At 42.3% G+C, this 24,427-nt stretch carries 21 protein-coding genes and 6 pseudogenes; 5 read left to right on the top strand and 22 right to left on the bottom strand.

Annotated elements, in window-relative coordinates; translation table 11 throughout:
* Window positions 1–100: 100 nt before the first annotated feature.
* Complete coding sequence (locus ACQCV8_RS13575; protein ID WP_426845189.1) at window positions 101–1,378, bottom strand: sugar ABC transporter substrate-binding protein; 1,278 nt, start codon at window positions 1,376–1,378, stop codon at window positions 101–103.
* Window positions 1,379–1,675: 297 nt separating this feature from the next.
* Between ACQCV8_RS13575 and ACQCV8_RS13570 the strand changes: the two genes are divergently transcribed.
* Window positions 1,676–3,433, top strand: a complete 1,758-nt coding sequence (locus ACQCV8_RS13570) for a glycoside hydrolase family 13 protein (protein WP_426845187.1) — start codon at window positions 1,676–1,678, stop codon at window positions 3,431–3,433.
* A 3-nt stretch (window positions 3,434–3,436) separates the two neighbouring features.
* A complete protein-coding gene (locus ACQCV8_RS13565) occupies window positions 3,437–4,204 on the top strand; it encodes an alpha/beta hydrolase (protein WP_426845185.1) in 768 nt (255 codons plus the stop codon).
* A gap of 341 nt (window positions 4,205–4,545) precedes the next feature.
* Here the strand turns inward: ACQCV8_RS13565 and ACQCV8_RS13560 are convergent, their stop codons facing one another.
* The 12 genes and pseudogenes from ACQCV8_RS13560 to ACQCV8_RS13505 all read right to left on the bottom strand — a co-directional run.
* Entirely contained in the window at window positions 4,546–4,638 is a 93-nt protein-coding gene (locus ACQCV8_RS13560; protein ID WP_426845320.1) for a hypothetical protein, read from the bottom strand.
* A 60-nt stretch (window positions 4,639–4,698) separates the two neighbouring features.
* Window positions 4,699–5,751, bottom strand: coding sequence for an RHS repeat domain-containing protein (locus tag ACQCV8_RS13555; RefSeq protein WP_426845183.1), 1,053 nt, complete (start codon window positions 5,749–5,751; stop codon window positions 4,699–4,701).
* 296 nt (window positions 5,752–6,047) lie between these two features.
* Window positions 6,048–6,755 (bottom strand): hypothetical protein, encoded by a 708-nt coding sequence (locus tag ACQCV8_RS13550; protein ID WP_426845181.1) that lies wholly within the window; start codon window positions 6,753–6,755, stop codon window positions 6,048–6,050.
* Window positions 6,756–6,767: 12 nt separating this feature from the next.
* Window positions 6,768–7,049, bottom strand: a pseudogene (locus ACQCV8_RS13545) (RHS repeat-associated core domain-containing protein); the annotation flags it as partial.
* A gap of 75 nt (window positions 7,050–7,124) precedes the next feature.
* A pseudogene (locus ACQCV8_RS13540) lies at window positions 7,125–8,113 on the bottom strand (RHS repeat domain-containing protein); the annotation flags it as partial.
* Window positions 8,114–8,371: 258 nt separating this feature from the next.
* On the bottom strand, window positions 8,372–8,704 hold the full coding sequence (locus ACQCV8_RS13535; RefSeq protein ID WP_426845179.1) for a hypothetical protein: 333 nt from the start codon (window positions 8,702–8,704) through the stop codon (window positions 8,372–8,374).
* Window positions 8,705–8,716: 12 nt separating this feature from the next.
* Window positions 8,717–8,986 (bottom strand): polymorphic toxin type 17 domain-containing protein, encoded by a 270-nt coding sequence (locus tag ACQCV8_RS13530; protein ID WP_426845318.1) that lies wholly within the window; start codon window positions 8,984–8,986, stop codon window positions 8,717–8,719.
* A 120-nt stretch (window positions 8,987–9,106) separates the two neighbouring features.
* A pseudogene (locus ACQCV8_RS13525) lies at window positions 9,107–9,653 on the bottom strand (RHS repeat-associated core domain-containing protein); the annotation flags it as partial.
* A gap of 86 nt (window positions 9,654–9,739) precedes the next feature.
* Window positions 9,740–10,270, bottom strand: coding sequence for a hypothetical protein (locus tag ACQCV8_RS13520; RefSeq protein ID WP_426845177.1), 531 nt, complete (start codon window positions 10,268–10,270; stop codon window positions 9,740–9,742).
* Between the two features lie 65 nt (window positions 10,271–10,335).
* Entirely contained in the window at window positions 10,336–12,300 is a 1,965-nt protein-coding gene (locus ACQCV8_RS13515) for an RHS repeat domain-containing protein (protein ID WP_426845176.1), read from the bottom strand.
* Window positions 12,301–12,670: 370 nt separating this feature from the next.
* Entirely contained in the window at window positions 12,671–13,522 is an 852-nt protein-coding gene (locus tag ACQCV8_RS13510; RefSeq protein ID WP_426845174.1) for an ankyrin repeat domain-containing protein, read from the bottom strand.
* 383 nt (window positions 13,523–13,905) lie between these two features.
* A pseudogene (locus ACQCV8_RS13505) lies at window positions 13,906–14,952 on the bottom strand (RHS repeat domain-containing protein); the annotation flags it as partial.
* Window positions 14,953–15,080: 128 nt separating this feature from the next.
* Here ACQCV8_RS13505 and ACQCV8_RS13500 point away from each other — a divergent pair.
* Window positions 15,081–15,425: a hypothetical protein gene (locus tag ACQCV8_RS13500; protein WP_426845172.1), complete on the top strand. Its 345-nt coding sequence runs from the start codon at window positions 15,081–15,083 to the stop codon at window positions 15,423–15,425.
* A gap of 364 nt (window positions 15,426–15,789) precedes the next feature.
* Here ACQCV8_RS13500 and ACQCV8_RS13495 read toward each other — a convergent pair whose 3' ends face one another.
* The 7 genes and pseudogenes from ACQCV8_RS13495 to ACQCV8_RS13465 form a co-directional block, all read right to left on the bottom strand.
* Entirely contained in the window at window positions 15,790–16,437 is a 648-nt protein-coding gene (locus ACQCV8_RS13495) for a hypothetical protein (RefSeq protein WP_426845170.1), read from the bottom strand.
* A 521-nt stretch (window positions 16,438–16,958) separates the two neighbouring features.
* Window positions 16,959–17,381, bottom strand: a complete 423-nt coding sequence (locus tag ACQCV8_RS13490) for a putative toxin (RefSeq protein WP_426845316.1) — start codon at window positions 17,379–17,381, stop codon at window positions 16,959–16,961.
* Window positions 17,358–18,208: pseudogene (locus ACQCV8_RS13485) on the bottom strand (RHS repeat domain-containing protein); the annotation flags it as partial. The gene ACQCV8_RS13490 and the pseudogene ACQCV8_RS13485, both read right to left, overlap by 24 nt.
* 110 nt (window positions 18,209–18,318) lie before the next feature.
* Entirely contained in the window at window positions 18,319–18,819 is a 501-nt protein-coding gene (locus ACQCV8_RS13480) for a hypothetical protein (RefSeq protein WP_426845169.1), read from the bottom strand.
* 350 nt (window positions 18,820–19,169) lie between these two features.
* On the bottom strand, window positions 19,170–19,844 hold the full coding sequence (locus ACQCV8_RS13475; protein WP_426845168.1) for a DUF2750 domain-containing protein: 675 nt from the start codon (window positions 19,842–19,844) through the stop codon (window positions 19,170–19,172).
* Between the two features lie 232 nt (window positions 19,845–20,076).
* Window positions 20,077–20,277: pseudogene (locus ACQCV8_RS13470) on the bottom strand (GNAT family N-acetyltransferase); the annotation flags it as partial.
* 163 nt (window positions 20,278–20,440) lie between these two features.
* Window positions 20,441–20,584, bottom strand: coding sequence for a hypothetical protein (locus ACQCV8_RS13465; protein WP_426845167.1), 144 nt, complete (start codon window positions 20,582–20,584; stop codon window positions 20,441–20,443).
* Between the two features lie 5 nt (window positions 20,585–20,589).
* Here ACQCV8_RS13465 and ACQCV8_RS13460 point away from each other — a divergent pair, with 5 nt between their 5' ends.
* Window positions 20,590–21,645, top strand: coding sequence for an alkene reductase (locus ACQCV8_RS13460; RefSeq protein WP_426845166.1), 1,056 nt, complete (start codon window positions 20,590–20,592; stop codon window positions 21,643–21,645).
* A gap of 141 nt (window positions 21,646–21,786) precedes the next feature.
* On the opposite strand, the gene ACQCV8_RS13455 is transcribed toward ACQCV8_RS13460, so the two are convergent.
* Window positions 21,787–22,653 carry a helix-turn-helix domain-containing protein gene (locus tag ACQCV8_RS13455; protein WP_426845165.1) on the bottom strand — a complete coding sequence of 289 codons (867 nt, stop codon included), beginning with the start codon at window positions 22,651–22,653 and terminating at the stop codon, window positions 21,787–21,789.
* Window positions 22,654–22,776: 123 nt separating this feature from the next.
* Here ACQCV8_RS13455 and ACQCV8_RS13450 point away from each other — a divergent pair, with 123 nt between their 5' ends.
* Entirely contained in the window at window positions 22,777–24,144 is a 1,368-nt protein-coding gene (locus ACQCV8_RS13450; protein ID WP_426845164.1) for an MATE family efflux transporter, read from the top strand.
* Window positions 24,145–24,213: 69 nt separating this feature from the next.
* On the opposite strand, the gene ACQCV8_RS13445 is transcribed toward ACQCV8_RS13450, so the two are convergent.
* On the bottom strand, window positions 24,214–24,405 hold the full coding sequence (locus ACQCV8_RS13445) for a hypothetical protein (protein WP_426845163.1): 192 nt from the start codon (window positions 24,403–24,405) through the stop codon (window positions 24,214–24,216).
* Between the last annotated feature and the right edge of the window lie 22 nt (window positions 24,406–24,427).

Genomic DNA, 24,427 nt, shown 5'->3' with positions numbered 1-24,427 from the left:
TAAGCACTAACCTGATTACTGCTTCTTAAAAGCCTGTTCCTCGGTTTTTTAGAAGGGAAGCAGTACCCCTGTTCAAGAGGTACTACTCCCTAATTTCTGTTTATTTAGAGTGGTTCGCTTCAATATTTTGCTGAATTGCTTTTGTTGCTGCATCAAGGGAAGCTTTTGGTTCAGTTTTGCCGGTTACGAGTGTTTGAAGATTGTCGGCCATTGGCTTCCAAACTTCAGCCATTTCCGGGATGTTCGGCATTGGAATACCAACTGCAGATTGGTCTGCTACTGCTTTTGCTTCCGGATTGTCTGCAATGATTGGATCTTCAGCAAGAGCTTTTACTGGAGGAATTTCAAACGTTTGCTCATAGCGCGCTTTTGCCACTTCTTCACTTGTTACATACTCAACAAATTTCGCAGCCCACTCCTGGTTTTTAGAGTAAGCACTTACATGCCATCCTTTTACTCCTACAAATGTCTTCATCGGCTCGCCGTTTGCGAACTTAGGAAGCGGAGCTACACCGATGTCAATACCTGCATCTTTGTAGGATTGGAATGCCCAAGGTCCGTTCATAACGTATGCTGCTTTGCCTTCATTGAATAGTCCGTCAAGAGCTGATCCGCCGTTCTCACCGATGATTCCTTTAGGGAATAAACCGTCTTTGTAGAACGTTTGAATGAATTCAGCACCTTTTACAGCGCCTTCTGTGTTTAAACCGATATCCTGAGGGTTTGGCTTGCCGCCTTCATCTCCGAATACATATCCGCCCATACCGCCGATAACAGCGTTTGCAAAATAGTAGTTATCGAATAGAGCAAGGAACCCATACTTTCCGTCAGCAGTCAATTCTTTTGCTTTTGCCTGAAGGTCTTCCATTGTTGCAGGAACTTCAGTTGCAAGCGCTTTATTATAAATAAGAACCGGCGTTTCAGTAGACTTTGGAAGTCCATAAAGCTTGCCGTCATATGTTTGCGATTCAATAGAAGATTCAGTGAATGTGTCTGTTACTGCACTGTCAACCTTAAGCTCAGCAATCAAGCCTTCAATTGCTACCTGGCCGATTTGATCATGAGGAAGTGTTACGACGTCAGGACCTGTGCCTGCTGGTCCGTCAAGACGAAGCTGATCACGCATTTTTGTTGCCATTTCAACTTCTTTAAATTCGATTTTGATACCGTTTTCTTTTTCAAAGTCAGCTGCTGCTTTTTCAAGCCATTTGGATTTATCTTTATCTTCCCAAACAACCAATTTTTCCGGCTTTGCTGCTTCTCCGGACCCCTCTTTGCTACCTTCTCCTGATGATCCTTGTTTCGCGTCTGGTCCGCAAGCTGCCAATACGCCGACAAGAAGTATTACCATCATGATTAAAGACATGACTTTCTTCATTCTGACCCCTCCTATTATAGTAAGCTAGTAAAAAAGTAATGGCAGTATGTACAAGCGTTTGCACGGTCTGTTCGATATATAGCGCTTACACTTAAGCGCTTGCATTTTGTGAAAACGATTGCACAACCTAAATCTTATTATAGCGCCTATTTCAGTTTTGACAAGCGTTTTTTTTAAATTTTTTCACATTTCACAAAAGGTCCAACATTGACATTAATAGCGCTTTCACATACTCTTTAATTATCTTAAAAATAAGCGCAAGCGTTTGCGTTCTATGAAATAAGGAGTGAGTCTTTTATGCTAAAAGAAGCCATCTACCACAGACCCAAAAATGAGTTTGCCTATATTTATGATGAGAAAACGATACATATCCGCATCCGCACAAAAAAAGAAGATGCAAAAAAAGTCCTGCTTATTCACGGAGATCCTTATGACTGGGAAGACGGAAAATGGATGGCCGCTGAGAGCGCCATGGAGCACTCAGGAACCGATGCTCTTTATGACTATTGGTTTATTGCAATTCAGCCTCCCTTCCGCCGGCTCCGGTACGGCTTTAAGCTCGTTTCAGGAGAGGAAGTTCTGGTCTATACAGAAAAAGGATTCTACAAGGAAGTTCCGCTTGATGATATAGCGAATTTCTACTGCTTTCCTTATCTTCATTCAGAAGATGCTTTCCGGGCACCAGAATGGGTGAAGGATACGGTCTGGTATCAGATCTTTCCTGAAAGATTTGGAAACGGAAACCCAAGCCTTGACCCAGAGGGCGCTCTGCCCTGGGGAAGTGCAGAGCCTACACCGTCCAACTTTTTCGGGGGAGACTTTGAAGGAGTCATGGAACACCTTGATTACTTGAAGGACCTTGGAATTACCGGCGTATATTTCACTCCTATCTTTAAAGCGTACTCCAACCATAAATACGATACGATTGATTACATGGAAATCGACCCTCAGTTCGGTGATAAAGAAACGTTCCGCCGCCTTGTGAAAGAGGCACATGCAAAGGGCATCCGTGTTATGCTTGACGCCGTCTTCAACCACAGCGGTTACTTTTTCGAGCCTTTTCAGGATGTTCTGGCAAAAGGAGAAGCTTCTGAATACAAAGACTGGTTCCATATGTATGAGTTTCCGGTTGATGCGAAAACTCCCGGCTATGATGCATTCGCCTATGAGCCGAGTATGCCTAAGCTAAATACGAAGCATCCTGAGGTAAAACAGTACCTGCTTGAGGTCGGCCAATACTGGATCAGGGAATTTGATATTGATGGATGGCGGCTCGATGTGGCGAATGAGGTAGACCATGCATTTTGGAGAGATTTCCGGAAAGCCGTCAAGGACGTAAAAGAGGACGTTTATATTCTGGGTGAAATCTGGCATGACAGCATGCCGTGGCTGCTGGGAGACCAATTTGACGCGGTAATGAACTACCCGTTTACGAACGGCGCGCTGAACTTTTTTGCAAAAGGGAAAATCCGGGCACAGGAGTTTGCAGATGTAATTGTAAACGGCCTCCATGCTTACCCGAAAAATATTAACGAAGTGGCCTTCAACCTGCTTGGAAGCCATGATACAGACAGAATCCTGACGTTAGCCGGAGAAAATAAAGACCGGGTGAAGCAGCTGTTCGCTTTTCAGCTGAGCTTCGGCGGCTCACCATGTATCTACTACGGAGACGAAATCGGCATGACCGGTGACAACGACCCGGGATGCAGGGCCTGCATGATCTGGGATGAAAGAGACCAGGATCGTGAGCTTCACGCATTCGTGAAAAAACTGCTTGGGCTTCGCAAAGAATACCCGCTTCTTGCAAACGAAGGGGAATTTAAAATCCTTCAGGCAAACAATGATAATAATACGCTAATTTATGCTAAAGAAAATGAACAGCAGGTGCTGGCAGCTGTAGTCAATCAATCCAATGAAACACTTGAAATCCATTTTCCTCGGGAATTAGCAGGCAGAAAAGCCTCTGATCTCCTTGCAGGAAGAGAAATAGTGGCCTCAGCTGTCAAAACTGGACCGATGAGCACCCAATTTTACTTATTCAATAAGGAGAATTAGGAAATGCTCGAAACTTTCGAAATTTCCATTACCCCTTTTGATCGTAAAAGAAAGGTTCGCATGTATTTGCCGGATGACTACAAAACGTCCGGCAAACGGTATCCGGTTCTCTACATGCATGACGGTCAAAACCTGTTCAAGGATGAGGATGCCGGATATGGCGTATCCTGGAGAGCCGGTGATGTTCTCGAGGAGATGGGGCTTGAAATCATTCTGGCCGGGATTGACTGCAATGAAGAGCGCTTTGGACGCTTTGATGAATACGGTCCATGGCCAAGCCCCGGGCTTGGTCAAAAGCTTTTTCAGATTCAAGAGGAATTGGGCGGTGAAGGCAAGGAGTACATCCGCTTTCTTGCTGAGGAATGTAAGCCGATGATTGACGCAAGCTATCCAACCATTCCAGAGAAGACAGCCATCATGGGAAGCTCAATGGGGGGATTGATCTCGACCTATGCTGTCTGTGAATACCCGAAAGTTTTCAAAAAAGGCGCATCCCTCTCCTCCGCCTACTGGTTTACCCAGTCTGAAATTGAAAAGAAAATTGAGCAAAGCGATCTTCGTTCAATCGAAGCCTTTTATATGGATATCGGAACGGCGGAAGAAACAGCCATTATAAACAGCCAGCAATACATAGACGCAAGTCTGCCAGTTTATGAGCTGCTGAAGAAAAAAGTGGACAATCTGAAGTTTGAGATCATTGAGGGCGGGATTCACCATGAATCCGCCTGGCGTGAGAGGCTCCCTGAGGTACTGCGGTTTTTGTTTGAATAGGGTGAGAAAAGGACCGGTTTTATAGGTCCTTTTTTAATTTACTGAACTAACTAAGGTAGTGTTTATCAGCAACGGGTTTCGGAAGTTGCTTAATCGCTTTATTCCCTGTTTCATCTTCGGTCTCGGTCTCATAGTTGCCGGCTGCATTATATTTGCTTTTGGTAATGACGCTTCCTTTAATTAAACGGATGGCATTAAACCGAGTGGCGATTTCCTATAAATCTCTGCCTCTAAAAAAGAAGCTCCGCTGAAATTTCTCTCCACGGAACCTCTCGATACCCTTTTGGCGGTGACACCACCAAATCTAAATGAGCTAAATCTCTTTTCCCGCTCGGTAATCGTTATTCTTTCACTCTAACCCCAGTCAATACATTATTGCATTTATATGCTTTATGCATTTTTTGACCTAATCTAAGATTTGATTTGGTGTAAATTGATGCAACACTTCTAGGTGTCGGAACATAAAAACCCCCACCTCCTCCACTGCCCGTAACTTACTTGGCTTGTCGCCCATCTGAATCAAAATACTTTATCGGGTTGTTGTGGGCGTAGTTGTAGCCATTTTGAGAAAGGAGATCATCTTCCATTCCGGATTCTGGGTCAAGTGATAAAAAGACACCATGTGTCGGTTCATAGTACCTGGCAATCAGATAATACATCCCTGTTTCTATATCATACTGATACCCTGCGTACCTGTAAGGGTTGTCCTTTACCGAATCTTGCTCTACTTCTTTCAGTACTTTTCCCCATGCATCATACTCGTACGAAGCCACGACATTGCTTTGAGCGTCTGTTAAGGCAATGACGTCCCCGCGTGCATTGTAGTGATAGAAGTATTGGCTTGACCCTTTTTTCATCGAAAGCAGCTGGCCGCCTTCTGAATACGTGTAGGAACGGACGACCTGGTTGCTGCCGTTTGTCTCGTACAGGACGTTTAAGCTGTCCCCATCGTAGAAATAGTTCGTGACGGTTCCGTTCACGGTTTTCTGGATGCGTTTGCCGTCTTCGTTGTATTGATAGGTGGCGAACGGCTGGGATTCGCCTTTCTTCGTAACGGCGGTCAGCTGATCGCGGCTGTTCCAGGTGTACTGGTATCGGCCATCCTCTGTCCGGTTTCCGTTGAGGTCATAGCTGAGCGCTTCAGAGCCGGAACGGGTCAGCTGATTGGCCAGGTTGTACTGGGCATCGACGGTTGTGGTTTGTCCGCCGTTTGTTTCTTTGGCTGAAATTCGGTTCCCGAATCCGTCATAGCTGTACTCTTTGACCGTTCCATTGGAGTAGGTTTCCTTGGTCAGCTGATCGAGTTCATCATATTGATAGTTTACGTTGGACCCGTTTCCGGATTCAATTTTCGTCCGGTTTCCATTAGCGTCATAGGTATAGCTTTCGCTTAAGATCGACGTTCCGTCCTGCAGACCGACGTGGACCTGTTGTACCAGGCCTGTCGAGTCGTATTGGAAAGAAGCCCCGGCTCCGTTTCCTGTAATAAAGGTCCCAACGTTTCCTTGCTCGTCATAGCCGAAACGGTAGGTGCTGGTTGAAGCCATCTAACACTGGATAAAATTTAAGTTGAGAAAACTCTAATGGTGATCTGGCTTTAGAACGAGGTCCCTGTCCTTTTCCCCAAAAGCTGATGCGTTATTGATATACAAAAAGAAAAGCCCCTCAGAGACTGCCTCTCTAAAGAGCTTTCCGACGGTGGGACAAGGAACCTGCACCCTTGTCCCATTGGTCTCATCCTCTGTTTTTTAGGACAGCAAGGTTTATATATATTTCCTAATTATCTTGTAATTAAATAATTCACCTTGAAAAACAGGAAAAATATAAATACAAGATGTTTGTTTTAATCCTTTTCAATTTTCCATACTAGATTCTCTGGGTTATCCTTTTCAAGAAAAGTTAAACGATATACCTGTTTATAGTCTTTATCCGCATACACTACTTTATGGTTGAGTTTCCATTCAAGACTACCATAATCACTAAATAGATCTTGTTCGTCCGTATTTTCAACTTTGAAGATTAACTCTTTCTTAATGTTTTCCCCATTTTTTTTCTTAATCTGCATGTGCACGTCAATGCTGCTTACTTCATGATGGCATAAGATGTTACAAACGTATTTCTTATTTGGACTGCTCTTTTTGAGGAGCAAATATAGATTCTCATAGTCAGATTGTTTTATAGTATGGTAGATTTCCTCTAAAGCAGATAAATCCCAACTAAATTCTTCAGCAGCTTTTTTCATGCCTTCATGAACAATCTCAAGGGTTTGCTTCTTTTTCTCTTTATCTGAATATAAAGCTAAGATCGCTTCGACATCTGTTTCTACGAAGATCGGAAAATAATCTAAGATAATATGGGTAAACGTGTCAATTTCTGCTGCTTTTTCTAGGTGGTCCACACAAAAAATCTGTATTCCCTTATCTTTTTTTGCCTTTAATTTAGGTAAAAGACGGCTATATAAAAACGTTATACATCTTGTCTCGTGAAAGAAGGACCAGTTCAAATTCTTATTCTTTGGAACGTAAAGTTGAATATCTTTAATTATAGGCATACCTCAAACTCCTTAAGGCCTCTTATGGAAACTCCGATCCAATTTCTTTCCTTGCTTCATCTGAATATATTTTACATGTCGGTTTTCCCATCTTTCGGCATTATATCGACCTCTTAAATTGACCCTTACAATTCTTGATTGATAGCGATTACCGTATCTTTTGTTAAACTTTCTAACTTGTTTTTCTGCTCGTGATGATTTACCATCACGACGGACCCTTCCTCCGCTAATACCTGCTTTCTTAACTTCACCTGTGTACTTATCGTATATTTCATAACCATGATGATTTTGTGGGTTTCGTTTGCTGTTTGAATGGCGTTTACTCTTTTTGTTTGCCTTACTCATCATTTTGTTATATTTATTAATTTTTTTATAAGTTTTATAAACCTTATAAACTCGGTAGCCCCCGATAAACACGGGAATAAACCAAGCTAGGCGCCCATCCGGATCTACCAACATGACCGGATTATTATTGCCATAAGTATATCCATTTTGCGTAAGAATGTCGTCCTCATCACCGGAATCTGGATCCAAGGCTAAAAAGACACCATGTTTCGGTTCATAGTACCGGGCAATCAGATCATACATTCCTGTTTCTTTATCATACTGGTACCCTGCGTACCGGTAAGGATTGTCCTTTACCGAATCCTGCTCCACTTCTTTCAGTACTTTTCCCCATGCATCGTACTCGTAGGATGCCACAATATTACTCTGGGCGTCTGTTAACTCAATGACGTCCCCGCGTGCATTGTAGTGATAGAAGTATTGGCTTGCCCCTTTCTTCATTGAAAGTAGCTGGCCGCCTTCTGAATACGTGTAGGAGCGGATGACTTGGTTGCTGCCGTTGGTTTCGTACAGGACGTTCAGGCTGTCCCCATCGTAGAAATAGTTGGTGACGGTTCCGTTCACCGTTTTCTGGATGCGTTTGCCGTCCTCGTTATATTTGTACGTGGCAAACGGTTGGGATTCGCCTTTTTTCGTGACGGCGGTCAGCTGGTCGCGGCTGTTCCAGGTGTACTGGTATCGGCCATCCTGGGTACGGTTTCCGTTGAGGTCATAGCTGTACTCTTTGACCGTTCCATTCGAGTAGGTTTCTTTCGTTAGCTGATCAAGTGCATCATATTGATAGTTTTCGCTGGACCCGTTGCCGGATTAAATTTTCGGCCGGTTTCCATTGGCGTCATAGGCATAGGTTTCGCTCAAGACGGCCGTGCCGTCTTGCAGACCGACGCTGATTTGTTCTACCAGGCCTGTCGAGTCTTATTTGAAGGAAGCCCCGGCTCCGTTTCCGGACAAAAGGTGGACACATTTCCTTGCTCATCATAGTCGAAGCGGGGGATGCTTGTTCCGTCCTTGACGGCCGTATTCTAATCCTATTGATTGTACTCAAAGGGTGGTCGTCTGGGTAAATTCGCCATGAGAAGTTTTATTTACTTTCTCATTTTTGTGATCCCTTGTTTCACTGCATTAAGTTTTCGAAAGATGAAATTATTCTAAAAAAAGACCTCGTAGAGATTTCTCAAAACGAAGTCTTTTTCACAAAAAAACCATTTGTTGGATTATTCAACCTCAAGAAGAAAATCTTTTTGTTGATCAATGAGAAAGTGTCTTTGTCCTTATTCAATATGAATTGTGATCATTTTCAGTCCATCTATGATAAAGTTACATTCCTCTGTTGTATCGGAAGCAATTAGCTCAGTTAGAGGATCTCCTATTTCTATCCACTTGTCTGCAATGCTATTCAATATTCCTCTAAATTCTTTGTCTGAATTATGCTTTAAAACCGAAATAGTTATTTCTACAACATATACATTTTCTATCTTCCAATAAGGTTCTATTCTATGGAACTCTATGTTTTCTAATATAGGTTTAAATTTAAACAGAACTCTTTGTAGCACAGATTGAGCTTCAAGTTTACTTTTAGCATTAAGATACAAGCGTATAAACATGAATCTTTCACCTCACCTATGCGTTATTTTTCCGTCTAAGGAAACATTTAAATGTTTTCCATCTCTACTTAAATGTCCAAGGCTTTTTTTTCCCGTTTTAGAGAATTGCACATCCCATTCAAAGGATTGCCCTTTAGTTCTAGACGGCCCTTTAACCCAAATATTCCCGAATTTATCTTTGTAGCCACCTTTAATTTTAGGTAAAGGTTGAGACGGGGACCAATTACTGGGCGGAACATATCTTATTTTACCTTTGGTCGGCAAGAAAACCTTATTTAAAATCGATTTTTTACTAGGTATACTATTTTTAATCCCTGAATTCTTATTTGAGGGAACACTTCTAGGTGTTCAAACTGGAAAAGCTCTTCCGCCGGCACTGCCCGTAACACGCTTAGCTTGTAACCCATCTGGATCAAAATACTTTATCGGGTTGTTATGGGCGTAGTTGTAGCCATTTTGAGAAAGGAGATCATCATCCATTCCGGATTCAGGGTCAATTGATAAAAAGACACCATGCTTCGGCTCATAATACCGGGCCATCAGATAATACATTACTGTTTCTTTATCATATTGATACCCTGCATACCGATAAGGATTGTCCTTTACCGAATCCTGCTCGACTTCTTTCAGTACTTTTCCCCATGCATCATACTCATAGGAAGCCATGACATTGCTTTGGGCGTCCGTTAACGCAACGACGTCTCCGCGGGCATTGTAGTGATAGAAGTATTGGGTTGAGCCCTTCTTCATTGAAAGCAGCTGGCCGCCTTCTGAATAGGTGTAGGAGCGGACGACTTGGTTGCTGCCGTTGGTTTGGTAGAGGACGTTTAAACTGTCCCCTTCGTAGAAATAGTTGGTGACAGTTCCGTTCACCGTTTTCGTTGTATTGATAGGTCGCAAACGGCTGGGATTCCCATTTTTTATACTGATTTTCAAGAGAAAGCTCCGCAGAGAGTTTCTCTGTTCAGAGCTTTCCTAAAGTTTGACATGGAACCTAGTCAGGCCAGGTCTGTCCCGTCCCTTCGTTTAAAATGTCTAAATATCCTCTTCCCACACTTTAAATAAATTGTACAGGCTTTTATTTTCACTTCCCTCTTCTATAGCTTCAAGTGATAGGTTATGAATTAAATTTGATGGATTCATTTCTTGTTTTCCTGCACTAAATCCTAAAATAACTGGCCGGTTCACATGAGCATAAGATTTAGGCTTAAACTTAACTCCCCAGTTTAAATGATTAAAATTCTTAACAAAAACTTCCCCAAAGTAAATTCCTATATCCATTGCTACACACAGTGTGGCTGTACTTAGCTTTTTTTCGCCCACTTCTTTATGCAACCATTCCGGCAGTTTCCGATGCTTATCAGCTATTTCGTCAGCTGTATAAAATTCGATTTCGATTTTAGACAGGAACCACGTCCAAAGGTTCACTAATGAATGTGGAGATAAATCCAAATCTTCTAATTTTCCTTCACTAGTTTCTGTATAAGCCTGCTTAAGTAACCTGAGTCTCGCTGGAATTTCACCTGTATACCAATCAAAATGATTCTGTGCTTCCTTTTTAGTCATTTCATCAAAATCCTTTAAATTAAACGGGGGATCCATAAGCGGGTAATTCAACATCTCCACTCCCTTTAGTATATCTCGTATTTTATACCATGTTTCTTCAAGAAATCCTTTAACTGTTTTGAGGCTCCAACCCTACCTGTCTTTCCACTTCTAAAGAAATGCCATTTAGCTCCTTTAATTTCTTTCTTCTTAATTAACTCTGCATCTTTTAATATTTGAATTTTGACCCTGCTCGTTAATGTGGTATAACCTACCTTAGACTCGTGAGCAATTTTATTAGCATACTGATCAATAAACCTTTTCCCTCTACTAGTTGAAAAGTATTTTTGTGGAGTACCTCCTACCAACTTGGCCAGGTACTTTTCTCCAGCAGCACCACTACTAAACCCAATTGGTGCCCTACCCCAACTTATAGCTCCTCCCCCGCCTAAGGGGCCCCCGTCTTGGTGTTTAGCCATCCAGCCATCAGGGTCTATCATTATCACAGGGCTGTTATTGGCATAGTTATACCCATTTTGTGTAACTAAATTACTTTTATCACCAGGATCTGGATCCAAGGCTAAAAAGACACCATGCTTCGGTTCATAATACCGGGCAATCAGATAATACATGCCTGTTTCTTTATCATACTGATACCCTGCATACCGGTAAGGATTGTCCTTTACCGAATCCTGTTCTGCTTCTTTCAGGATATTTCCCCATGCATCGTACTCGTACGAAGCCACAACATTGCTTTGAGCGTCTGTTAACCCAATGACATCCCCGCGTGCATTGTAGTGATAGAAATATTGGCTTGAGCCCTTCTTCATTGTAAGCAGCTGGCCGCCTTCTGAATACGTGTAGGAGCGGATGACTTGGTTGCTGCTATTTGTTTCGTACAGGACGTTCAGGCTGTCCCCGTCGTAGAAATAGTTCGTGACGGTTCCGTTCACGGTTTTTTGGATTCGTTTGCCGTCTTCGTTGTATTTGTACGTGGCAAACGGCTGGGATTCGCCTTTTTTTGTGACGGCGATCAGCTGATCGCGGCTGTCCCAGGTGTACTCGTATCGGCCATCCTCTGTCCGGTTTCCGTTGAGGTCATAGCTGAGCGCTTCTGAGCCGAAACGGGTCAGCTGATTGGCAAGGTTGTACTGGGCATCGACGGTGGCGGTTTGTCCGCCGCTTGTTTCTTTGGTCGAGATGCGGTTCCCGAATCCGTCGTAGCTGTACTCTTTGACCGTTCCATTCGAGTAGGTTTCCTTCGTCAGCTGATCGAGTTCATCATATTGATAGTTTACATTGGACCCGTTGCCGGATTCAATTTTCGTCCGGTTTCCATTGGCGTCATAGGAATAGGTTTCGTTCAAGACCGATGTTCCGTCCTGCAGACCGACGTGGATTTGCTCAACTAGCCCTGTCGAATCGTATTGGAAGGAAGATCCTGATCCGTTTCCGGAAATATAAGTGGACACATTTCCTTGCTCGTCATAGTCGAAACGGTAGGTGCTGGTTCCGTCCTTAACTTCGGTATTCTGATCTTTTTGATTGTACTCAAAGGTGTTCGTCTGGGTAAACCCGCCATGGGTGAACTGGAACGACTTCAGTTTATCGGTTTCGGTCGGATAGGTCCAGGTTTGGCTGCTGCCCCGGTCGGTTAGGGCCGTTACCCGGTTCGCTTTGTCAAAGGTTCGGGTTTTCGTTCCTCCTGATGCCAGATCTTTTACGGACAGTTCGTTTCCGTTCCGGTCATAGCTGTATTCATATAGAGGGGTGCCGTTATAGCCGATAGATTTGACTCGGTTCGTCCCGTCGTACGTCCAGTTGACCATGGTTCCATTCGGAAGCGTCGTTTTGATTTTGTTTCCATTTGGATCATATTCATTTCGCGTCACATCTTGTAAAGGACCCTTGGTTTCAACCAGCTGCCCCAATTCATCATATTGATAGCTAAAGGTCTCCTTGACCCCTGCAGAAGAGGTGATGGCCTTGGAAAGCATGTTTCCATTCGCATCATACTCATAGCTGACATCGGTGCCGTTTTGGAGCTGCAATTTCTTCAGCTGGTCCGACAGGTCGTACGTGAAGGATTTGCTGTAGCCTTTCGGATTGGTCTCTTTTACGGCATTCCCGAATGTATCGTATTGCTTGGTTTTCTTATTCCCTGTTTCATCTTCTGTCTCGGTCTCATAGTTACCGACTGCATCATACTTGCTTTTGGTAATGACGCTTCCTTTGATTAAGCGGATGGCATCAAACCATGCGGTTCCGGTGGTGTTTCCGCCAAAGGAGGAAAGGACCTCTACGCGATCGACCTTGATCAGATGAAATATTCATCTCGAATAATAAGGCTCCGTAGAGATTATTCTCTTCGGAGCCTTATTGATAGTTACAACTCATTTTTAAAATTAGATAAGCTATAAATTAATTAATATAGTTGTTTTTTTGTAGTATAGAAATTAATTTTCTATTATTATGATCTATAACGTTTTTCTCTGCTCCAAAACTAAGGAGTATTTCTACGATAGTACTATTCTTCCTTTCCGCTGCAGCGTATAACGCTGTTTTCCCTTCACTGTCCTTAGCTTCAATATCAGCATTGTTATCGAGTAAAATTTTTACTGTTTCGGGATGATTGTATGCACTTGCTGTAAATAAAGGTGTGGAATGTAGATCTCCTTCACATACAATATTAACGTTTGCGTTATTTCTTAGTAGAAAACTAATTATTTCACTATATCCTTCACTTGAGGCTATATACAGTGGCGAAAAACCTTCTTCACTTTTCACATTTATGCTTGCGCCACTTTGTACTAGCAATTTAACACATTCCATATGCCCTTCTTGACATGCCCAATGTAACGGAGTGTAGCCTTTACCGCACTCATCTACGATATTAACTAAAGCTCCTTTTTCTATTAATAGCTTTGCTATATCAGTCCATCCATGAGCAACTGATGAATGTAAAGGAGTATAACCATTTCTACTGTTATTTATGTTTGCTCCATTAGAAACTAAAAATTTAACAATGTTTAGATGTCCTTTAGTACATGCTATTTCGATGGGGGTAAAATTTAAAGAATCTTCAACATTTACATTTGCGCCGTTTTGCACCAAATACTTTATTACTTCCTCTTGGCCTTCCTGCACTGCCCAGTGTAGTAAAGTATAACCATCAATATCTCCTTTGTTTATATCATCATGACTATCAAGCAATTTTTTGAGAATTATTAAATTTCCATTCGCACTTGCTTGAAAGATATTATCTTTCTCCAATTTTTAATCCCCTACCCCTAAATTTAGTAGACTTTCATTTTAAGCTGCAAAGGTTATAGAGTTGCTGATTTAATTTAATAGTAATAGTGATCATGTGATTTCGGGCTGTTTTTAGGAACATTTGGGTGATAATGTGGGCCGTGTTTACCCTTAGGGTGATGTATCGGCGTTTTGTTCTTACCAGCTTTTTTTGCTGCTTCCTTTGCTGCTTTTCTAGATCTAAATTTGAATCTTTTACCTATTGGTTCAGTGCTTCTTACTTTACTATTATAATACTGAGAGGCTTTTTTTCCAATCCATGTTCCAGCACCATATGCAACTCCACCCAATAGTACTACTCCAGTCGTAGCAATAGCAACTTGGCCAAGGCCTGGAACAAAAAATACTGCAGCGTAAGCAAAGTTTCCATCCGGATCTACCAACATAACCGGATTATTATTGCCATAAGTATATCCATTTTGCGTAAGAATGTCGTCGTCATCACCCGGGTCTGGATCCAAGCCTAAAAAGACACCATGCTTCGGCTCATAATACCGGGCAATCAGATAATACATCCCTGTTTCTATATCATACTGATACCCTGCGTACCTGTAAGGGTTGTCCTTTACCGAATCTTGCTCTACTTCTTTCAGTACTTTTCCCCATGCATCATACTCGTACGAAGCCACGACATTGCTTTGAGCGTCTGTTAAGGCAATGACGTCCCCGCGTGCATTGTAGTGATAGAAGTATTGGCTTGACCCTTTTTTCATCGAAAGCAGCTGGCCGCCTTCTGAATACGTGTAGGAACGGACGACCTGGTTGCTGCCGTTTGTCTCGTACAGGACGTTTAAGCTGTCCCCATCGTAGAAATAGTTCGTGACGGTTCCGTTCACGGTTTTCTGGATGCGTTTGCCGTCTTCGTTGTATTGATAGGTGGCGAACGGCTGGGATTCGCCTTTCTTCGTAACGGCGGTCAGCTGATCGCGGCTGTTCCAGGTGTACTGGTATCGGCCATCCTCTGTCCGGTTTCCGTTGAGGTCATAGCTGAGCGCTTCAGAGCCGGAACGGGTCAGCTGATTGGCCAGGTTGTACTGGGCATCGACGGTTGTGGTTTGTCCGCCGTTTGTTTCTTTGGCTGAAATTCGGTTCCCGAATCCGTCATAGCTGTACTCTTTGACCGTTCCATTGGAGTAGGTTTCCTTGGTCAGCTGATCGAGTTCATCATATTGATAGTTTACGTTGGACCCGTTTCCGGATTCAATTTTCGTCCGGTTTCCATTAGCGTCATAGGTATAGCTTTCGCTTAAGATCGACGTTCCGTCCTGCAGACCGACGTGGACCTGTTGTACCAGGCCTGTCGAGTCGTATTGGAAAGAAGCCCCGGCTCCGTTTCCTGTAATAAAGGTCCCAACGTTTCCTTGCTCGTCATAGTCGAAACGGTAGGTGCTGTTCCGTCCTTAACGGTCGTATTCTATGTTGCGGGAAAAATGAACAATTTAGTAAAATAGGGGTACGGAATGAACTCAATTAAAGATACAGTTTTATTACAATTATTTTCATTGGAGGTTGTAATGTTATGTCAGAACAAACATTTGAGAATCTTGAAGAAGCATCTATGAATTTTGATATAGAGTATGTTACTCTTTTTTTGAAACGCATAGTCCTTTTGATTGAATCAGGTTTCTCAGAAACCGAATGTAAACAAGTCCAAAATAGGTTAGAGAGAATGGAACATGATGAAGAACTTGAGGTAGGTAGATTTGATATTGTTTACCAAAAGCAAAAAACCACACTTATTATCAATGCTTTTATGGACAGCCCTGAATCTCCGGATATTTACATTTACACTAAACCTGGTTTTGCTGGAAGGATACAAGAAGAGATGAGTAGATTTGCGGATGAAATAGAAGATGGATATTGAATAACTCCTTATAGAATGTCTTAATTAAATTATTAAACGTTTTTTAACTATTTACCTTTATTGTTAGAGTTTTACATAAATTCATAATTTTTTATTAAGCAATCTCAAACCTTTAAATTTAGATAAAAACCAAACCATATGCAGAGTAACTGGCTGCATATGGTTTGGAAAACAAAAACATTATCAACATACCATAATAGCCTTTTTGGATCAGTTTGTTAGCACAGCTACTTTATATATCCCTTCCACATCATTGATTTTTGGGCACCTTCCTTCTAATTCAATTAGAATCTCCTTATGGTTTTATCTAGAAGCATGACCCTTTAGGTTCTCATTAATCCTTTTTCGCTATATCGAAAGATTTTTATTTAAGTATTGAGCTTATCTTTTTATTTTCTTTATCAAAAAGCTGTTCATATTTTTCTGTTTTATCTTTAATGTTTAGCCATTTGGAAATATGCATGGCATCATGTAACTCATAAAGGGACAAATTTTTTTTAGTTTCTATATTTTCTAAAGCGCTCTTTACATCAGAATGTTTTCGTAGCCATTCCATTCCATCTACAGAAATAACTTCTGCAAGATTATTTATAACATGGTTTAAATTTGAGCCATCTTCCTCAATCCACCAAATATCATTTCTACCTCTATCTGCAGGAATTTCTAAAGTGTTCGTATATTCATTTTGATTAGAGTTGCACATCAAGGTTTCTTGAAGATGAGACTGGTAATATCTAGGTGTAAGTTGGCCGTCTGAACTCTGTTTGATAACGTCTTTTGTATTTAGTTCAGGAATAAAAGTAAAATAAATTGCACATTTTATAAAAAGAGACATAGAGGGCCAGCCTGAACCTTCGGAAAATCTCTTTCCTACAGGTTCATAGTCCATTATCCATATGCAATTATCATTATACTTCCAGCTTCCGCGGGAAGTTATTTTTGTGAACCCGCATTCTTTTAAAACTGGATAAAGGGTGTCTCTCAATTCTTTATTTAATTCTTTAGCTTCCATATTATTTTCACCTCAAATATTATGTTTAATTAATATTATCTTATTAAATTTAAAACTACTTTTAGGACAAAATTATCCCAAGAAACCGGGCAAGGGAAGCAAATTCATTAAGTTATTTATTGGTGTTTAAACGATAGATTTGGATAGAGAACTCTAACAAAAAGACTATATTTTTTCAGATAGAAAAGGATTTCTTGTGTAAGTATAATTTTATATCATTTTGAAGAAGGGAATGAAAGCATGCCTACTAGTTTCAATACAGCATATTGGCATTTCCTCCCCTATCACCGTAAAAACATTAGAGTCTTACAAACCGACGACTGGCTGCATAGGCATTAGTTATTAGTTTTTTGCAACTTTTTGGATAAGAAGAATAACTGGGGATTTTAGTCAGTTATTAGTTGTGATAAGTGATTATCCAATAAATGGTTATTTCGATTTATATATAATTTTGCAAAGATTCTACAACACAATTCACAAATAACTTCTCCGATGTTATCTACTTACTTGTGAGTTTGATCTTACTTTTCTCTAATAATGTACCCACCACTTTTTTGAATAGCTTTTACTAACGGCCCTGAAACTTTTGTATGTTTTCTGCAGATTAATATTATTGGCATCTTTGCGTTAACATAGCCCCTAAATTGACTTGATAAGTAGACTTTTTTAGCATCTTTAATTTCATAAATTCTTCCCCATTTTATACTGTCAGGTATACTTTCTCCTTTATGGACCCTTTGTGTGTTATTCGGAAGATTATATTTCTTCTTAATTGTTTTTTCCCATGCAATTCCTCTTAATAGCTGTGGTGGAGACCCTGACTTTTTAACATTAGGGTTCTTATTTGAAGGAACACTTCTAGGTGTTCGAACTGGAAAAGCTCCTCCACCAGCACTGCCCGTAACTTGCTTAGCTTGTCGACCATCTGAATCAAAATACTTTATCGGGTTGTTATGGGCGTAGTTGTAGCCATTTTGAGAAAGGAGATCATCATCCATTCCGGATTCAGGATCGATTGATAAAAATACTGCTTGCTTCGGCTCATAATACCGGGCAATCAGATAATACATCCCTGTTTCTTTATCATATTGATACCCCGCATACCGGGAAGGATTGTCCTTTACCGAATCCTGCTCCACTTCTTTCAGTACTTTTCCCCATGCATCATACTCGTACGAAGCCACAACATTGCTTTGGGCGTCCGTTAAAGCGATGACGTCCCCGCGTGCATTGTAATGATAGAAGTATTGGCTTGACCCTTTTTTCATCGAAAGCAGCTGGCCGCCTTCTGAATACGTGTAGGAGCGGACGACCTGGTTGCTGCCGTTGGTTTCGTACAGGACGTTCAGGCTGTCCCCATCGTAGAAATAGTTGGTGACGGTTCCGTTCACTGTTTTTTGGATGCGTTTGCCGTCCTCGTTATATTTGTACGTGGCAAACGGTTGGGATTCGCCTTTTTTCGTAACGGCGGTCAGCTGGTCGCGGCTGTTCCAGGTGTACTGGTATCGGCCATCCTGGGTTCGGTTTCCGTTGAGGTCATAGCTGAGTACTTCAGAGCCGAAACAGGTCAGCTGATTGGCCAGGTTGTACTGGGCATCGACCGTGGTGGTTTGTCCACCGTTTGTTTCTTTGATTGAGATGCGGTTCCCGAATCCGTCATAGCTGTACTCTTTACCGTTCCATTCGAGTAGGTTTCCTTCGTCAGCTGATCGAGTTCATCATATTGATAGTTTACATTGGACCCGTTGCCGTATTCAATTTTCGTCCGGTTCTTATCTGATATACAAAAAGAAAAGCCCCGTAGAGAGCTTCTCTCTTTTCAGAGCTTTCCTAGGGTGGGACAAGGAACATGTCCCCTTGTCCCTCTCATATATCTTCATTTTAGTCCTCTATACCATTTCCAGTAACTACCAAATCAAGATTTGCATCACTTCGATTATGAATCCTCCAAAATTCCTCATCTCCAGATTCATCAGGAAATATTTCTAATATCATTCTATTACTTAGGTAAATCTTTGCACCACCTAATTCATCTGCAGAAATTGAGACTACTTCTATGGGAAAAACACTTTCTGTAACTAATTTAATCTTTTCATCAAATAGGTTCATATCTTCTTCCCAATTAAATTCCTGATTTTCTATTTCTCCAGATGAAGGTAAATATAGGTCATGTGAGGCTGTAATAATTTTCGAAGAATTTGAGATCCTCCAACAACATTGGATGTTTAGTGACCATTTAGTCTCTTCAGTCTCATTGCCCCATTTATCCGTACCTCTCGTTACTTCTCCAAACTTAAAAACAGCCATAGAACCTGCTCTTGATGCAGCGCTGAATGGTAATCCAATCAATCTGCTTAAACCTTTTTCAATTTCTTTCTTCATAGCAATCCCCTCCTCTATGTTTACCACCTGCCTCTTTTTATTTCTCCTGCAATAGAATCTATTTGCTTCTATAAAGTAATGCTGGGGTTCCCAATAAAGGTCGAGGGAATTGAATTATACCGATGCTGTATAATACTTTGCATTCTTTGAGTGTAAACTGAACTTAATAGAGATCTCCTTCCTCGGAGATTTTTCACTAAATATTTGTTACCACGCTGAAGTTATACTCAAAAATAGTATAATCAATAAATTTAATCATAAGTTAAGGTCAATTGTTCTTTACTATTGGCTGCTTAGATTCATTTTTATCGTGTATCTGACTTGGATTTCCGTTTAGTATTGGTAAGTTTTTATTGGTCATCCAAGTACTTTAGTTGCTCTTGGATTCTTTCAAATACTTCGTTTGGAAGCATTTCATGTCCTATTAATTCCTTCCCGGACCAATTGATTCCTAAAAGGTAGTTATCTTTTTTCAGATCACCTATCCAATTGTTTAAAAAGGCATCCAATGGTATTTCCTTCAATTGATAATTACGGTAAGCCGGAACAAGATTTATTATTTTCTCAGCTTTTGTTATGTCAGACCAAAACGGAATGATTAATTCCCCTTCGTCATTGCTTGCGATAGAAAACCCCTCATCTATTGCGATTGTCCAAACCTTTAGCTGTTGAACAGCTTCCTCAAAAAAGGCACTGCCTTCATAATAGTCATCTACTAATCTTAACCCTTTATTTTCGGCTTCTAATTCATCGAATTCCCTGTCTTCTATCCATTGTCTGTAATGAACGATCTCGTGAGCAAAACTATTTAAAATTGCATAAACAGCGTTTATTTCTCCTTCTTCCTTTACTAATTCATCATAGTCTCCAGCAGCGACTCTGATATACGGTTCGACATTCTTATCGTATGGAGCAAAAAAGGAGGCACTAACCCACTCTTTTGTATAAAGCGTTTTTATTTGTTCATCTTTTTTTACATAGACAACGACTCGTATTGGGAACTCTAAATTCAGGCGAAGCCACACCGCAAATTTCAGACAGGCTTCTCTTACATTTACATCTACACCTTTTTAACACCTTACTCTTAAACCCGAACGGGATTTCATCTGCTTCACCTTTTCCCATCTAGTAAGATTTTGCGTTTATTTTAATTCACTGATTTCAACATTCTTTAGCTTTATGCTGTCAGGCAAAAAGCACGGTAACAACAATTCCCAAACCTTTTTCTGGAAAACATATCTTACCAGTCAAAACAGCGGCGCACTTCATCCTTCGCTCATTGCCGGACCATGTGGGAATCCCGACACGGGGTATGTCCATCGAAGCAAATAAGTGTTCAATCTAAATGGATAGAGCTTCAGAGCCTAAGCCTCCGCTCCAGTATATGACGATTCCAGTCTCAAGATGGTTAGGCATATGCTCCCGGCAATATACAACGGTTCCAATTATACTTCCATTGGCTGCTGGGATTTTGGCTTCCATACCCGCAGGTTTTTGAGACATTTGGTGCTTGTATCGATTTCTAGCGGAAAATAGGGGGCATCCCACTTTTTCCATTCCGGTTGTTCTTTTCCGATTAAAAGTCTTCCAAATCCTTTTCTTCAATCCGGCTAACGCTTATTTACTTTCCTTTTGCAATCGTTCCTTCACCTCTTTTTAAGGACTTCTCTTTCCCTGATGAATTTCCCTCTAAAATCAAAATAGTTGGATTGAAGATTTCTCCCTGATAAACTATGAAGTATTCTTTTAGATAAAGGAGCTGCATCACTAATGACTGCTTACCATAAATTATTTGAACCAGTGAAAATAGGAGCATTTGAATTAAGAACCCGCTCAGCTATGGCCCCGATGACCCGCTCTTTTTCGGATGATGAAACAGGAGTACCGGGCCCGGAGGTGGCTGAATATTACCGCAAACGGGCAGAAGATGGAATTGGCCTGATCATTACAGAAGGCGTCGTCATCAGCAATCGTGCGAAGGGGAATCCCGGGGTTCCCGGACTCTATACACAGGAGCAGATTGAAGGCTGGAAAAAGGTGACGGAAGCTGTTCATAAAGAAGGCGGCACGATTGCGGCACAAATCTGGCATGTCGGACGCCTCAGCCATCCTGAACTGATTGTCGGCCAGCAGCCTGAAGCCCCTTCTGCCATCGCAGCGGAAGGTCAGGTACCACGCTTTCGCAAGCCTTACGCGGAGCCGGAAGAGCTTTCGAAAGAGGACGTCAAAAAAGTCATTGGCCAGTATGCACAGGCAGCCCGAAATGCGATCCAAGCAGGCTTTGACGGAGTCGAAATTCATGGGGCACATGGATACCTCATTGATCAGTTCAACAGCTATCAATCCAACAAACGAGACGATGAATACGGCGGAGAGCTTGCTGAACGGTTAACGTTCATGAAGCAGGTAATCCGGGCCGTCATTGATGAAATTGGAGCAGAGCGCACAATCATCCGCTTTTCCGCTCATAAGGTGGATGCCCCGGATTACCGGTGGGAGGATGCGGATGCTGCAATGAAAACGTATGTGGAGGCATTCAAGGAGACGGGGATCCAAATCATCCATCCATCGATTATGGATGCGGAAGAGCACATTGCTGCAAACATGACGCTTTATGACTTGGCGAGAAAATACTGGGATGGCCCAATCATCGGCGTTGGCAGCCTGGATGCAGACAAAGCGGAAGCGGTGCTGCAAAAAGGTGTGATGGATGTGGCAGCGTTCGGACGCCCGCTCATCTCTAATCCAGACTTTCTGCATCGGGTGAAAGAGGGAAAAGAACTGGCTGAATACGAGCCAAAAAAACATTTAGTTGAACTTGTGTAATCGATTAACCCGCCCTGAATGAAGTTCAGGGCGGGTTTGTTGTGCGGGAATCCCTCAGCGGGCAAGAGAGTATTTCCGTATTTTCTGCGATTTTCCAGATACATTCTCCAATATTTCCGCAAACTTCCTATCTAACGGCCTCTAATCCTTCAGCCGGGTAATCGCCTTTCGGTATTCATTCGGTGTCATGCCTTCTATTTTCCGGAACAGCTTGGAGAAATAGGTGGCATCGGCAATCCCCGTTTCTTTCGCAATAAATGAAATCTTATCATCAGTTGTTGCAAGAAGCCTTTTCGCCTGGGACAGCCTGTATTGATTTAAATATTGGGAGGGGGTCAAACCAAGTGTTTTCTGCATGCAGCGCGTGATGTAGTCCGGGTGGAAGAGGATGCTTTTTGAGAGCTCATCCATCCGAAACTCTTCACCATAGTGCTCCTGTATGTACTGGACAGCCTCATTTGTGACTTGCTCGGCTGCTGAAGGGATGTTCAGGGCTTCTTTTTGTAAATGGACCATGAGCTCCTGAAAATAGAGCTGCTGTCGAAGCGGAAAATCAGCAGACTCGGTTGTAATGCTCACCAGATTTTCGAGCAGCTTTTCGGCCGCAAGCGGATGTTCAAGGCGGGCTTTCTGCTTGATCCGGAACTCGTACTGTGCAGCGTGTTCGAAATCTGCCTCTTGTTTACGGGCATCCAGCCAATGATCGTGTCCCTTTTCACCAAGCTTGAACTCACCTTCTGTCTTAAAATGAACCCATACGACTTCTGTGCTGACCATACTTTCCTTATGGCCGTAATGCTCGAGTCCGGGAATCAGCAGCATGTATTCTCCTTCCTGCACGCGGTAAGGAACTCCGTTTTCTGTCATGTACAGCTCGCCCTTTCTTACATAAAGCATATCAAATACACTAAAGGTTCTTTTAAAATGGCGGTTCCCTGCCTTGAAGGTAAACTGGCCGGCTTTAATGAAGGTAGGGAACGGAGGAATGCGAAAAGTCAGAAAAGACATACAATATCAAGCCCTCTCAGGTCGTATTTTTCCAAGTTTAATCGGTCTGCTCTCTTTCTATTATAACCGAGCCGCTGTAAACTAGGAATCGCTGTGTTACTCACAGCAAGGGAGGAATACAGATTGTCTAAAAATATAGAGAAAAAACAACTCACATTATTTGTCTTAACTTGGCCTATTTTTATTGAAATTTTTCTGCACATGCTTATGGGGAATGCCGATACGTTTATGCTGAGTCAGTACTCGGATGAATCCGTTGCAGCTGCAGGCGTTGCCAACCAGATTCTGAACCTAGTCATCGTTATGTTCGGATTTATTGCAACAGGGTCAGTCATTTTAATAACACAGAATATCGGGGCCGGCAGGGAGCAAACAGCGAAAGAAGTAGCCATCATGTCGGTTATTGCCAATTTGCTGATTGGAGTTCTGATCAGTGGTGTTCTCTTTTTATTCAGCGAGCCAATCTTGAACATGATGAATCTCTCATCGGCGCTTATGGAGGAGGGGCATAAATACTTAGGTGTTGTCGGAACCTTCATTTTCATCCAGGCGCTAATCATGACAGCCGCTGCTGTTTTACGAAGCTATGGCTATACGAAGGATACAATGTACGTCACAATCTGCATGAACCTATTTAATATTGCAGGGAACTATGTGCTGATTTTCGGCGCTTTCGGACTGCCTGAACTCGGAATCCAGGGGGCAGCTATTTCAACTGTCATATCCCGGGTATTCGGACTGGCTGCCGTCTCGATCCTTCTTGTGAAAAGAATCCCTGCCCTGCGGACAAGCCTTGACTTAAAATGGAACCATCTTAAAAGTCTTTTAAAAATCGGTGTTCCATCCGCAGGTGAGCAGCTTTCCTATAATATGTCCCAAATGGCGATTACGTTTTTCATTGCCATGATTGGCACCGAGGCCTTAACAACGAAAATTTATGCGCAAAATCTGATGATGTTTATTTTCCTGTTCAGCATCTCGGTAAGCCAGGGAACCCAAATCCTCGTCGGGCGCATGGTGGGGGCGAAAAAATACGAGGAAGCGTTCAGGCGCTGCATGAAAAGCCTATACCTCGCACTTGGCGCGTCCCTTCTAATGGCAGTCATTGTAAGCGCCTTTTCAGATTCTCTGTTTAACTTGTTTACAAGCAACGAGGAAATTATTCAAACAGGAGGCTTGCTGATTCTGCTTACTGTCCTGCTCGAACCGGGCAGAGCCTTCAATCTTGTCATCATAGGGGCTCTTCGGGCGGCAGGGGATGTTAAATTCCCTGTTTACATGGGGCTCATTTCAATGTGGGGCATCAGCGTTCCCGTCGCCTATTTTCTTGGAATCCATCTCGGCTACGGTCTTGCCGGCATCTGGGTTGCCTTCATCCTGGATGAATGGACTCGTGGAATTATCATGTATTTCAGATGGAAATCAAGGGTCTGGGTGAGCAAAGGATTTGTTGAAAACGAAAAAACCGCCCTGCGCGAGCAGACGGCTTAAGGAAGGAAGCGCCGGCATGTATTGTGCCGGCGCTTCTCTCATTCCTGAAGACCAAAACGCTGAAAACCTCTACTCCTTCTTTTCCTTGGACAAAATCCGATCCATCTTTTTTTCCATTCGTTCAAGACGGTTACTCCGTTTACGTGCATGCTGGATGAGGAGAATGACTCCAGCACCCATTCCGGTCACCATCAAATAGACAGTTAGCTGAAATAGCACATCGCCGCTGTTAAAACCACTTAGAGCGAAAGAAAACATCATGATGGTCCTCCGGCTTTATTCG

The sequence above is a fragment of the Metabacillus sp. 84 genome, from assembly GCF_050107715.1.
GTDB lineage: Bacteria > Bacillota > Bacilli > Bacillales > Bacillaceae > Metabacillus_B.
This window is presented reverse-complemented; position numbering and strand designations above follow the sequence as displayed.